We start from the raw sequence: 12,194 nt of genomic DNA, 5'->3' as shown, positions 1-12,194 counted from the left end.
GCGCAGACGTCTGCGCGCGCTTGCTGTCGAAGCTCGATGCGCCCGGCGGCCGGACGAACGCGCGTGCGCGCGGCGCCTGCCACGGCAGCGGGCCGGCGTCCAGACGGGGGTGAGCGAGGTGATACGATGAATGCTTTTCGTTGCATGACGATGCCCAAGGGCACAGGCTATCCACCCACGACGGATTGGGTGCGCATGCGCCATCGTGCGGAGCGCCTCGAACCGCGTGGCAGATGGGCGCTGGCTCGGCGGTGGGAGCGGTGGATTTCGCGTCGTGCCGCCGTGCGCGTCTTGCTCGCAATCGAAAGAGGAGCCTTCATGACCTGTGGAACCTGCTATCGATGCTGTGGTGGATCTGGTGATCCCACCGTGAACGTGCGGTGCTTCGGAGCCAAGGGGGACGGGGTCCACGAGGATCTCGCCGCCATCCAGATGGCGATCAACGCGCTGCCTTCCACCGGCGGGACTGTCTATTTTCCGCCGGGAAAGTACGTGATCAAGGAGACCAGCAACGTTCCGGAAATGACCAGGTACTCGATCGAGCTGTACAATCGCGCGAAGATCAAGCTGCTCGGCGCGGGGCGCGACGTCACGACGCTCTTCGATCCCGACCTGCATCCCATCAGCGAGCCCGACGGCCCGCTCATCGCGATGGGGATCGTATATGGCTACCAGTCGATCCAACTCGAGTTCCAGCACCTCGGGTTCGAGGGCGTGGCCATCGACGTGGCCGAGGTGACCGAGGATCCCGATACGAGCTTCGAATGGGGCCACGGCGGCGTGAACATGCGCGGTTGCTCCGACGTCCTCATCCACGACTGCAAGTTCAGGAACCTCTGGGCCGGCGCGGTCTACGCGGATTTTGGGTCGACCCGGATCCGCACGAATAGCAGCGTCTTTCACGAGTGCTGGGGGCCGTTCATCAACTACGCCAGCGGCCAGGACCACGAGGCACACGGCAACTACCTCTCCAACTGCGCCGGCAGCCCGATCCTGTGCACTGGGAGCCGAATGTCCATCACCCACAACAGGATCGAGCAGACCGTGGAGCGAGGCACCTCCGCCGTCGTGATCGGGCAGGGCACGAACATCCTGATCGGCTGGAACACGATCTGCGATACCAAGTTCTCGCTGGGGATCCTCGGGCTCTTCGAAGGCGCCGCGTCCACGTTCCGCGAAGTGACCATCGTGGGCAACGTGATTTCGGGAAACAAATTCATCCAGGACAACGACGAGGCCGCCGTCGGCGCGATCCTGATCGATGGCACGGTCGCCACCCTCGAAGACATCCTCATCGAGGGCAATCACATCTCGGAGAACGGCAAGGACACGGGCACCTGCGCCGTTCCCGGGATCCTCATCGTCGGCGATCAATGCACGGGCAACATCCTGGTGCAGAACAACGTCATCTCGAAGGGGACCTCCGGGAACACGACCATCGGCATCTGGATCGGCTCGACGGTCCCCAAGAACAACAAGATCCACATCGGCACCAATGTGCTGGACGTCGACCATCCCATCTGCGCGCAGACGCAGCCGGGAGCGGGGTATTCGGGCCCGGGGTACGCGGGGCTCTCCACGACGGGCATTCCGGTCCGAAACCCCTTCGGCGTCGTGACGATCAGCGATCTGGCAACCTCGGCGACCGTGTCGTTTCCGGGCGGCCTCCCGGAGGACGACGCGCTTTATCAGATCCATACGTCCGCCGGGACCGTGGACGGGCCGCCGGCCGCGCTCTCGTTGCTCTCCTCTCCTGGTCGAACAAGCAGGAGACCGGGTTCGACGTCAACCTGCACACGGCGCCTGGGCTGAATGCGGTGGTGGAGGTCGGCTGGAAGATCACGCGCGGGCCCGTGCCGGCGTCGGGGCCCACGACGAGCAACCTGGTCGCGCGGTACAACGCCTCCAACCTGACCACGATCGGGACCAAAGTCGCGGTATGGGACGACCTTGTCGGCGCGCATGATCTGACGCTGCTCGGCCTCCCGATTAACGCCCCGATCGTCGACACCTCGGGCACCTTTCCGTTCGTGCATTTCGCGCAAGCGAATCCTGCCTCCCCGGTCGTGCAGATCCTGTCCCATGCGTCGTTGACGCTCGGGGCATGCACCCTCATCGCGGCGTTCCGGCCGACGGCGCACTACGATCGGTTCGTCTGGTGCCACGGCGACGCTCCGCAGGCGAATCCAGGCGCCGGGCTCCGTACACGGTCGATGATCGTGGAGTACAGCCGCGACCCGGGCTCGGGGCTTCAGGTCATCCAGAGGGTCGGACGCACCCTGCCGACGGCTGTCGACGCGCAGCCGTGGCTCATCGTTGCGTTTGTCTCCGACGGGACGACGAACGGGACGTTCGTGACCGTGAATGGCGCGTTTCTTCCGACGCGGGTCAGCGCCCCCCCCGCATTGCCGCCGGGCAGCGCCTCGGTACCCACGTCCTTCAACGTCGGCGGGCGCGGCGATCAGGATGCGGCGTTTCACTTCGAAGGCGACATCCACGAGATCCTGGTTTACAACGCCGTCCTCTCGCATACGGATCTCGCCCTCAACACGACGTACCTGAAAAACGTCCTCGGCCTTTGAGGGAAGCGTGGTCCTCCCCGGCGCTCACCGGGGAGGACCGCTCATTCGACGAATGGCATGGTCACGATGGCGCGGCCTGTCGGAGGCGGGAATCGCATTGGCCCGAACACGCGAACGAGGCAAGACACGAACTCCGGGCTCGCGGCGCTGAGCGCGGAGTACGCGGTCGGCCCGACCAGCTCGACGTGCCCATCCTCGGCGATGTGGAGCTTCATCTCCAATTTCCCTATCTTGCGGTCGGGGGCGCGCAGCTTCTCCTGCGCGTGACATTCGTGAATGGCGGACGTGCGCTCCCTCAATATGGCCTTGGTCGCCTCCCCCCATTCCGGCGACTGGTCGCGCGACCCGTCGTCGATGCAGCGCGCCCGCGCGCTTCGATAGACGAGCTCGCGCTGGCGCGCCGCGACGTCGGCCGCGCGATCGAACGGGGCGAGGTCCGGCTCGCCCCGGTGCACGAGCCCGAAGATGTGCGCCGTCGTGAGCAGCAGATAGGCCGTCGCGAGCCGGAAGTCGTTTGCCTCGCAGGCGAGCGTGGAGTCTTCGAGTTCGTCGGCGAGGCGCTCGCTGGCATCGCAGGAGCGCTCCAGCCGGTGCATCAGCTCCTCGACGCGCGGCATGGGCGTCGTCGAGCGAATCTCGGCGGCCGGCACGTCGCGCATTTCCGTGTCGAGCACCGCCTGGAGGCGGGCGCATTCTGCGGCGCGCGGGGCCAAAGGAACCGGCGGCGCCTCCGAGGTGCGGGGGGCTGCGGGCGAAACCGGTGGCGATCCGCAGGCCGCCACGAGGGGCGCTGCAAGGGTCGCCATCACGAACGCGTGGGCAGGGCGAAACATACGAAGAGGATACAGGCCGTCAGGACCCGAGCGGCAGGATCTTCACCTGACACGTATTGTCAACGCACGCGGCGACGGCGTCACCGCATCCGAGGCGGGTGCACCCGCGGCCCGTGCAGCCTTGCGGGCGATGCGCGTCAGCGTGCGCCTTGTTGAACGCCTCGGCCTTTCCGCCGTTGCAGTGATCGCAGCACCCGGTCTCGACGACGACACAATCAGCGTCCGACTGACACAGGGTGTCCGCCGTGGCGGCGCTTCCCGCCTCGCCGGGCGACGCGCCAGCGCAGGCGAACGCGGCGAGCGCCCACAAGGAGAAACCCAACGTCCCGAGCACGCGTCTGTTCATGCAGCATCTCCTCGCCGAGGGCGAGCCAAGCGTCTGCACCGGAACGTACGAGATCCCCGCCCCTTCCACCAGAGTCTAGCCCGTTTCCGCTCCCTCCGGAGCGCCGCCAGGCTGGCGCGCTTGTTGCCGATCCCCGGGCCATGGCACCCTCCCCGCGAGCGTTCCCATGACGCGCCCCTTTCCACCTGAGGTCGTCGCCTCGTGATCCCGAAGGCGTCCGTCGATTCGACGCTGCGGGCCATGGGACGGGCGCTCTTGCATCGCAATTACCGGCTCTTTTTCTTCGGGCAGGGCGTCTCGCTCATCGGGACGTGGCTCACGCGCGTCGCCACGAGCTGGCTCGTGTATCGGCTGACGGACTCTCCGCTGATGCTCGGGCTCGTCGGCTTTGCCGGGCAAATCCCGACGTTCGTCCTCGCCCCGTTCGGAGGCGTGCTCGTCGACCGCTGGGACCGCCACCGCATGCTCGTCGTCACGCAGGTGCTCGCGATGGTGCAATCGGCGCTCCTCGCGTTTTTTTCGCTCACCCACACGATCACGGTCGCGCACGTGCTCGTGCTCTCGGTGTTTCAGGGGTTCATCAACGCGTTCGACACGCCGGCGCGGCAGGCGTTCGTCGTCGAGATGGTGGAGGAACGGGCAGATCTCCCGAATGCGATCGCCTTGAACTCCTCCATGGTCAACGCCGCGCGGCTGCTCGGCCCGTCCGTGGCGGGTGTGCTCATCGCGGCGGTCGGCGAAGGAATGTGTTTTTTGATCGACGCCGTCAGTTACCTGGCCGTCATCGCCTCGCTCCTCATGATGCGCCTCACGCCCGCGGCGACGACATCGGCGCACAGCCGCATCCTCGCGGAGCTGCGCGACGGCTTCCGGTATGCGGCCTCGTTCGCGCCCATTCGAGCCATTCTGCTGCTGCTCGCGCTCGTGAGCTTGACGGGCGTGCCGTACACGGTGCTCATGCCCGTCTTCGCCGCGCGGGTCGTCGGCGGCGGTCCGCATTCCCTTGGCCTCCTCATGGGTGCCTCGGGCGTCGGCGCGGTCGCGGGGGCGCTCCTCCTGGCGTCGCGCCGCAGCGTGCTCGGCCTCGGGCGGACGGTGGTCATCGCCGGCGGGCTCTTCGGCGCGGGGCTCATCGCCTTCTCGTTCTCGAGGTGGCTGCCGCTCTCCATGGTGATGATGGTGCTCGTCGGCGGCGGCATGATGGTGCAGATGGCGGCGAGCAATACGCTGCTGCAAACGCTCGTCGACGAGAACAAACGCGGCCGCGTGATGAGTTTTTACACGATGGCGTTCTTCGGCATGGTCCCGTTCGGGAGCCTCGCGGCGGGCTGGCTCGGGGCGCGTTTCGGCGCGCCGATGACGGTGCGGCTCGGCGGCGTGGTGACGCTCGGCGGCGTGGCGGTCTTCTTGCACAAGCTGCCCGCGCTGCGACGCGCGGTGAGGCCTATCTACGTCCGGCTCGGGATCCTGCCGGAGATCGCCGCAGGTCTCCGAGAGACGACGAACAAGCAGGGATAGGATTTGAGCGGTTTCGGGGGCCGGCATCCTCGTAAGGTCGCCTCTCCCGTCCGGTCCCACCGTCCCCCACAACGGTCACCTCGCCTTCCCGCTCGGGTTCCGGGCTCTACACGACGGGGATCCGCTCCTCCTCGTCTCCTGCCGGCACCTCCCACAGGTGTGACCCGCCCGGCGCGTCCTCCTCCGCGGGATCCACACACGTGTAGACCGGTGATCCCGGTCGGGAGACGCCGATCTACACAGCGGTAAGTCCGCTTCGCCGACCGGGTTTTTGATCTCACGCAGCGGTGACCGGCCGTCCCCGGTCTCCTGCCGTCACCTTGCACAAAGGTGACCCGGGGTTTTTGCTCTTTCCGGCCGAAGCGCGCCGGTTCCGGCCTTCGCTCAGGGCACGCAGAGCTGCGCTTGTGCCATGCAGGCGTTGCAAGCGCCGCCGGGGCACGGGTGGACCTCGGCGGCCACGCACGTCCCGCCGTTGCAGTCCGCGTCCGTGGCGCAGTCGTCCACTGGATAACAGCCCTGCGGGAAACCCCCCTGCGGCTTGACGCCGCACACGGCGAAGTCCATCCAGCGACACCCCTGCGCGTTCCCGCATTCGCTCATGTCGAGGGTGGCGCAGGCCGAGCTCGGCGTGCACGACGTGGGGCTCGTGACCCATACGTCGTTCTCGCAGACGATCTGGACCGGGCAGCCGCTCGCGTCGAGGTACGCGCATGGGTTCTGCAAGCAGCATCCGCTGCACGGGGTCCCCTCGACGGGCAGGGTGTCCGGGCAGGTCATCGGGCAGGCGTAGTCGCTGACGTACCACGTCTCGCCGTTGCACGACGCTTCGATGAAGCTGTCCCCGCAGAGCGGATTGAAGTACTGGCACCCTGTGTAGTTGACCTCGCACGCGCTCCCGTGCACGGGCACCTCCTCGGGGCAGGGCTCCGTGCAGTCGCACCCGCACCCGGCAGGGTCGTGGATGTCGTACGTCCAGGACCCGTTCTCACACACCAGCCGCGTGCCATAGCCGCACGCGTCGAACTCGCCGCACACCTCCCCCTCGACCAGGCAGGGGCCACTCGGCCACGAGCCGTCGTCCGGACAGCTCGACGCGCACTGCGCGGGGTCCTGGCACCCGCCTGTGCCACCCATGCCTCCGCCGCCGGGGTTCTCCTCCCCCGGGCCGCCCGTCGTCACCGCGCCCTTGCAGGCCGGGGCAAGGGCCACGAGGAAAAGAGCTGCGAGCAGTCCGATGCGCTTCGTCTGGTTCATGGTCCCAAGCTCCAAGGCGCAGCCCGGCACAGGATGGCGCGGGATCACGCCCGCCGGGGTGCATGCCGGACGCCCTCTGCAATATCGGGGCCGTCCCTCGAAGCGGGTCGCGCTCAGCGGCGCGGGGCGTAGGTCCGCGTCATTCGCCCCAGAGCGCCCTGCATTCGCTCATGATGGCCTCGTCCACGGGCACGTTCGGCACGTTCGGGAGCTCCTTCGCGGGGGTCGACTTGAAATCGAAGACGTCCCACGGCGCGAGCGCATTGGCGTCACGATGGGTGAGCGCCGGGATCTGGAAGCGCGCCTCGATGAACCGAACGACCGAGGTGTGATCGTAGACGTCGTGGCTCACGTAGCCCTTCTTCGCATAAGGCGAGACGACGAAGAACGGGACACGGACGCCGTACGATTCGAAGACGGCGCGATCGGTGTCGTCGAGCTCGCGATCGTCGGGGGCGCAGGCCTTCGGCGGCGGCACGTGGTCGTACAGCCCTCCGTGCTCGTCGTAGTTGATGAACATCGCCGAGCGGCTCCAATGCGGGCTCGCCACGAGCGCGGCGATCGCCTCGGCGAGCCAGTTCTGCCCGAGCGTCGCCGGCGTCGGGGGGTGCTCGTCGGTGTGGTCCATCTGCCCGCTGCTCGTGCCGTCGGGATCGATGAACGCGACCTGCGGGAGCTTGCCCTCCGCCGCGTCCGTGAAGAACTGGCTCATCGGCACGAAGCGATTCTCCTCCTGCCTCAGCTCGAGATACCGCTCGATGAACATGGCGAACGTGGGCGTGTTCTCGTAATAGAAGCGCCACGAGATCTTCCGCTTGTTCAGGTAATCGACCAGCGTCGACGTCACGCCCTGCGGGAAATCGTTCGACTTGAGGCCGAACGAGGTCGCGGCGTGCATGAACATCCGATTGGGCCAGGTCGCCGTGGGCGCCGACGCGAAGTACCGATCGCCGATCGAGAAGTTTTTCGCGAGCCAGTACACGAGGGGGAGATCGGCCTCGGTGTAATACCCCATCGCGCGTCGCCCGAGCAGCATGCTGAGATCGCCGTTCATGGGGAGCTCGTGCGCGCCCTCGTTCGTGGTGACGAAGCCGCTCATCGCGCCGCCGGCGATCTGCTGCTTGATGGCGCCCCAGCTATGCGCGGTGTCGACGAAGCAGTGCTGTTCGAGCGGGAACGGCGCGATCGGGTTGCCGTCGGGATCGAGGTTCGTGAAGCCCTCGGGCGCGACGTCGGCGTCGATCCCCACGTCGCCGATCTTCTGCAGGTAGTGATCGAAGGAGCGGTTTTCCATCATCGCGACGACGATGTGATCGATCGGGATCTCCGCGCCGACCGGGTGGCTCTCCCCCTGCGTCTCGGCCGGCAGCGCGCCCGCGCGATAGGCGCAGCTCTCGCGCGCCGTCGCGGCTTCCTCATCCGCGGGCTCGACGACGTCGCGATTCCACTCGGCCGGGCCAGGCAGCTCCGGGGCCGCCGTCGGCGGCGGCGAAGACGGTGAGGTGCACGCGGGAATGCACGAAACGAGCACCAAGGCGAAGAGCGGCCGGGGGATGCGCATGCGGCGGAGTATCGCCCATGTGCGGGACGAAATCCATAGAACGGGAGCAGCGGCGGGAACGTTCCGTTACCTATCACGGCGACGGTGCAGACCCCTACGCGCGGATTTATTTGTAGAGACCACTTCTTTGACACAGAGGTGTGTCCGCGGGCGGGCTCTGCGACAGCTCGGCACGCGCTTCCCGCCACGGGAGGTCGTGACCCATCGAGAAGTTGGCGCTTGACTTTTTGAGGCCTTGTGGTGCGCACCTGCGGAGATTCATCGATAGCATCGATCGCTGCGCCTTCGTCCAGCCACTATCAAAGCCGTTTGTCAACATAATAGTTTTATGCGACCAGGGCCGAGATTTGCTCGACAGTGCCGAGGCCGACTGTTATGTGTAGAACGGACGGCGCCATTCCTTCCGTCGATGGACGGGGGCACAGGGCGTCCCCTTCTCGGCTGTATCAGTCGCAGCTCCAGAAGTGTCCAAAATTCGACGGAAGAGCAGGAGGCCGTATGGCTTTTGCCCTCATCAACGCGAGAGGCACGACGAGCCCCGAGCCAGCGCAGCGCAGCGACGATGCTGGCCGGAGGATCGTGTCCACACGGTCGTTCACGTCGGCGGCTTCCAAGGCATTCACTCCGCTGAGCTGCGAGGACGCGCAGCGTGCTTATCTCGAAGAGATCGAGCTGCGGCTCGGGCGCGGGTTCGTCGCCGCAGGGCTCGTGCGGGAGATGATCGAGTATCAGCTCATGACCGGCGGCAAGCGGGTGCGGGCGCTCTTGCCGGTATGGATCTGCGTGAATATGGGGGGGCGGGCCGAGGCGGCGCTGGACCTGGGGGTCGGCCTGGAGCTGCTCCACAATGCCACCCTCATTCACGACGATCTGCAAGACGGCGACGCCTACCGGCGTGGCCAGCCCGCGATCTGGCGCCGGTGGGGGAAGGCGCAGGCGATCAACGCGGGCGATGCGCTCTTTTTCGAGGCCTTCCGCTGCTTCGCGCGTGCCCCGGCAGGGCCGCGGCTGCTCGAGACGATGACCGCGGCGATGGTGCGCCTCGCCGAGGGGCAGAGCATGGAGTTTCAACTCCAGCTCGCGCAGGATCACCCGCACGCGCTGCCGCCCACGTTGCGGACCTGGGAGGAAGTGGCGCGGCGCAAGACGGGCATGCTCTTCGCGGCGTGCCTGCGCGCGGGCGCGGCGGCGGCGGAGCAGGACGAGCCCACCGTGCAGGCCGCGGGCGACTATGGCGAGGCGCTCGGGCTTCTTTTCCAGCTCCAGGACGATTACCTCGACCTGATCGGCGACAAGGGGCGACACGGCCGCGGCAGCGACCTCGTCGAGGGCAAGCTGTCGTTCCCGGTGCTGTGGGCGTACGAGCATGGAGCCGCGGAGGCCGTGGCGCCCCTTCGAGCGCTGTTCGCGTTTCCACGAGAGGAGCGGACCGCGGCGCGGGTGAGCGAGGCCATCGCGGCGCTTCAATGGTCCGGCGCGCTCGCGGCGACAGCGGCCTGGCTCGGCGCCGCGGCCGAGGCCGCGCAGGCGCACATGTTTTCGGCGGTCATCCCCGGCTGGATCGACCGGTGCCTCGCGCCTGTGGCACATGCGATGCCGCCCGCCGGGGCGTCGGCGCCGACGGACGTCGGAGCCGCAGCATGGTTTGCCCCGAGGAGCGGAGATCAGGCCATTGCCGACGTGGTTCCTTGACCCGATCATGAATCGTTGAACGGAAGGTAGGGCCCGTATGCGTCCGCTGCTCGCAAAAAGCTTTCTTCAGGGAGGCATCTCTGGCGCTGTGGGGACCACGAGCGAGTGGGCACGTGGCGCCATGCGTGATGTCCTGCGTGAAGGTCGCCTGAGCTGGGCGTTCGTCGTGGGAGACTTGTCTTCCGCGGTCGCGCCGGCGCTTTTGTTCTCCCTGGCGGCGTGGAAATCCGAGGGAGCGCGCTGGGACGATTTGCCCTCCGTGGTCGGGCGGAGCCTCTTGTACTTTTGGCTCTACATTTACGCGTTCTGCCTGCCGAATCAGATCACCGCGATCGAGGAGGACCGGCGAAACAAGCCCCATCGTCCTCTCGTCGTCGGCGCCGTTTCCGTGCGCGGCGCGTGGCTGCGGTGGTTCGTCGTGATGGTCTTGTTCAGCATTGCAGGCGCGTGGCTGGGGGTGTTCGCGTATACCCTGCTTTGGCAGGCCCTCATCGTCGGCAGCAACGTCCTCGGTGGCGCTCGGAGCTGGGTCTTCAAGAACCTCAGCATGTCGCTCGGGATCGTCGCGCAGCTCGGCGCAGCGTGGCAAATGGTGACACCCCTGACGCCCACGGCGTGGCGGTGGATTCTCTTGCCAGCCGTCGTGATCTTTCCCCTGATCTCCCTTCAGGATCTCCGAGATGTCGAGGGCGACCGCGTGATCGGGCGCCGGACGTTCCCGATCGTGTTCGGAGAGAAAGCGACGCGGATCCTGCTCGGAATCGCGTTCGCACTCCTGCCATTCGCCGTGCACGGGGCGGTGATGGGCCCTGCCGGCGCGCGAGGGGCAGCGTGGATGTGCGAGGCGACGCTCGCCCTCGTGGCGCTCGTGATTGCCGCGCGCGTGGTCCTCCTCCGCTCGAAGAGCGCGGATCACCGCACCTACATGTTTCTCACGTACTGGTATTGCCTGCTGCTCGTGAGCGCGATCGTGATCCTGTGACGGCGCGCGCTGCCACCTTCCGAAAGCGAGGTGTTCCTTGAGGCTCGAAGATCCGCCTGGCCCCGTGGGCCCCCCCCTGATCGGCAACATGCTCGAGTTCCGGAAGGACAGGATGGCCTTCCTGATACGCGCGGCCCGGACCTACGGGGACGTCGTCCATTTCCGCCCGGGGCCCTTTCACGCCTACCTCTTGAACCACCCGGACCATATCCGGGATGTCCTCGTGGGGCGGCCGGCGAAGTTTCTGAAGAACCGGATTCAAGGGTGGATGGTGGAGCCGCTCCTCGGCAAGGGGATGATCATCTCGAACGGCGAGGACCACAGGCGGCAACGTCGAGCGGCCCAGCCGGCGTTCGCCCCGAGGCGGATCGAGGGTTATTGCGGAATGTTCGTGCGCCACGCCGAGGAGGCGATGAAGGCGTGGGGGACGGGCGGCGAGTACGACATCGACACGGAAATGTTGCGGCTCGCCATGAAGAACCTCTGCGAGGCGCTCTTCAACGCGGACACGACGGACATCAGCAAGCGCGCCGAGGAGGCGCTGCCGATCGCCATCGAATTGCTCACGAAGGATTCGGAGCTGTGGGTGCCGCTGCCGAGCTGGTTGCCGACGCAGCACAACCGGAAAAAGAAAGAGATGATCCGGGCGCTGACCGACATCGCGCTGAGCTTCGCAGACGACTGGCGCAAGTCCGGGGTGGACAGGGGTGATCTGCTCTCGATGCTGATGCTCGCGCGTGATGAAAAAGGGTGCCCGATCGCGCAAGCGGAGCTGCGTGATCATCTCGTCACGATGTTCGCGGCCGGCTACGAGACGACCGCGTTCACGCTGATCTGGGCCTGGATCCTGATTGCGCAGCACCCCTCGGTCGAAGCCGCGCTTCATGCGGAGCTCGATCGCGTCCTCGGGGGGCGCGCGCCGACCGCGGAGGATTTGCCGAAGCTCACCTACACGTCGATGGTCTTGAAGGAGACATTACGTCTCTACCCTGCCGCCTGGGTGCTCGCGCTGCGCGAGCCGGTCGAGGATGTCGCGATCGGCGGATATCGCATCCGAAAGGGGAGCTTCCTCTTCATCTCCCCTTACATCATCCAGCGCGATCCGCGATATTTCGACGATCCCGAGCGTTTTGATCCCGAGCGTTTCTCGCCGGACGCGGAGAAGGAGATCCCGCGGGGCGCTTACTTGCCCTTCGGCATCGGCCCACGCGTGTGCATCGGCCAGTCGTTCTCGCAGACGGAGGCGCTGCTCGTCCTGGCGACGCTGGCGCAGCACTATCGCGTGTCGGTGAAGCCGGGCCAACGGCTCGACCCGTGGGGAGGCCTGGCGTTGCGACCTCCGGCGGGCGTCCGCGTCCGGATCACCCCCCGAACGTCCGGCGCGCGGGCTGCGACGGAGGCCCTTTCCTCCGCCCCCGCGTGA

10 protein-coding genes are annotated in these 12,194 nt (G+C 66.9%); 6 read left to right on the top strand and 4 right to left on the bottom strand.

The features are described 5' to 3' along the window. The first annotated feature begins 369 nt into the window (after positions 1 to 369). Together E8A74_RS47880 and E8A74_RS47875 are read left to right on the top strand one after the other, a co-directional pair. A complete protein-coding gene (locus E8A74_RS47880) occupies positions 370 to 1,812 on the top strand; it encodes a right-handed parallel beta-helix repeat-containing protein (RefSeq protein ID WP_211365627.1) in 1,443 nt (480 codons plus the stop codon). A gap of 5 nt (positions 1,813 to 1,817) precedes the next feature. Then, positions 1,818 to 2,582, top strand: a complete 765-nt coding sequence (locus E8A74_RS47875) for a LamG domain-containing protein (protein WP_136935878.1) — start codon at positions 1,818 to 1,820, stop codon at positions 2,580 to 2,582. A 41-nt stretch (positions 2,583 to 2,623) separates the two neighbouring features. Here E8A74_RS47875 and E8A74_RS47870 read toward each other — a convergent pair whose 3' ends face one another. Both E8A74_RS47870 and E8A74_RS47865 read right to left on the bottom strand, forming a co-directional pair. Beyond that, a complete protein-coding gene (locus E8A74_RS47870; RefSeq protein ID WP_136935877.1) occupies positions 2,624 to 3,415 on the bottom strand; it encodes a hypothetical protein in 792 nt (263 codons plus the stop codon). Positions 3,416 to 3,434: 19 nt separating this feature from the next. Further along, a complete protein-coding gene (locus E8A74_RS47865) occupies positions 3,435 to 3,761 on the bottom strand; it encodes a hypothetical protein (RefSeq protein WP_136935876.1) in 327 nt (108 codons plus the stop codon). 240 nt (positions 3,762 to 4,001) lie between these two features. On the opposite strand from E8A74_RS47865, the gene E8A74_RS47860 reads away from it, so the two are divergent. Next, a complete protein-coding gene (locus tag E8A74_RS47860; protein WP_136935882.1) occupies positions 4,002 to 5,279 on the top strand; it encodes an MFS transporter in 1,278 nt (425 codons plus the stop codon). A 384-nt stretch (positions 5,280 to 5,663) separates the two neighbouring features. On the opposite strand, the gene E8A74_RS47855 is transcribed toward E8A74_RS47860, so the two are convergent. Continuing rightward, a complete protein-coding gene (locus E8A74_RS47855) occupies positions 5,664 to 6,536 on the bottom strand; it encodes a hypothetical protein (RefSeq protein WP_136935875.1) in 873 nt (290 codons plus the stop codon). Between the two features lie 139 nt (positions 6,537 to 6,675). Next, complete coding sequence (locus tag E8A74_RS47850) at positions 6,676 to 8,097, bottom strand: phospholipase C (protein ID WP_136935874.1); 1,422 nt, start codon at positions 8,095 to 8,097, stop codon at positions 6,676 to 6,678. A 498-nt stretch (positions 8,098 to 8,595) separates the two neighbouring features. On the opposite strand from E8A74_RS47850, the gene E8A74_RS47845 reads away from it, so the two are divergent. The 3 genes from E8A74_RS47845 (at position 8,596) to E8A74_RS47835 (ending at position 12,194) form a co-directional block, all read left to right on the top strand. Beyond that, on the top strand, positions 8,596 to 9,789 hold the full coding sequence (locus tag E8A74_RS47845; protein WP_170229932.1) for a polyprenyl synthetase family protein: 1,194 nt from the start codon (positions 8,596 to 8,598) through the stop codon (positions 9,787 to 9,789). Between the two features lie 121 nt (positions 9,790 to 9,910). Then, the gene (locus E8A74_RS47840) at positions 9,911 to 10,771 is read left to right on the top strand and encodes a UbiA family prenyltransferase (RefSeq protein ID WP_136935872.1); all 861 of its coding nucleotides are present in this window, start codon (positions 9,911 to 9,913) and stop codon (positions 10,769 to 10,771) included. 64 nt (positions 10,772 to 10,835) lie between these two features. Next, a complete protein-coding gene (locus E8A74_RS47835; RefSeq protein ID WP_136935871.1) occupies positions 10,836 to 12,194 on the top strand; it encodes a cytochrome P450 in 1,359 nt (452 codons plus the stop codon).

It is taken from the genome of Polyangium fumosum (assembly GCF_005144585.1).
In the GTDB taxonomy this organism is placed as follows: Bacteria; Myxococcota_A; Polyangia; order Polyangiales; family Polyangiaceae; genus Polyangium; species Polyangium fumosum.
Note: the sequence above shows the minus strand (reverse complement) of the source record. Positions and strands in the feature narration are given on the sequence as shown.

What these genes read in the sequence shown, in the direction of transcription:
- E8A74_RS47870 (WP_136935877.1), bottom strand. Translation starts at nt 3,415, where the DNA reads ATGTTTCGCCCTGCCCACGCGTTCGTGATGGCGACCCTTGCAGCGCCC.
- E8A74_RS47865 (WP_136935876.1), bottom strand. Translation starts at nt 3,761, where the DNA reads ATGAACAGACGCGTGCTCGGGACGTTGGGTTTCTCCTTGTGGGCGCTC.
- E8A74_RS47860 (WP_136935882.1), top strand. Translation starts at nt 4,002, where the DNA reads ATGGGACGGGCGCTCTTGCATCGCAATTACCGGCTCTTTTTCTTCGGG.
- E8A74_RS47855 (WP_136935875.1), bottom strand. Translation starts at nt 6,536, where the DNA reads ATGAACCAGACGAAGCGCATCGGACTGCTCGCAGCTCTTTTCCTCGTG.
- E8A74_RS47850 (WP_136935874.1), bottom strand. Translation starts at nt 8,097, where the DNA reads ATGCGCATCCCCCGGCCGCTCTTCGCCTTGGTGCTCGTTTCGTGCATT.
- E8A74_RS47845 (WP_170229932.1), top strand. Translation starts at nt 8,596, where the DNA reads ATGGCTTTTGCCCTCATCAACGCGAGAGGCACGACGAGCCCCGAGCCA.
- E8A74_RS47840 (WP_136935872.1), top strand. Translation starts at nt 9,911, where the DNA reads ATGCGTGATGTCCTGCGTGAAGGTCGCCTGAGCTGGGCGTTCGTCGTG.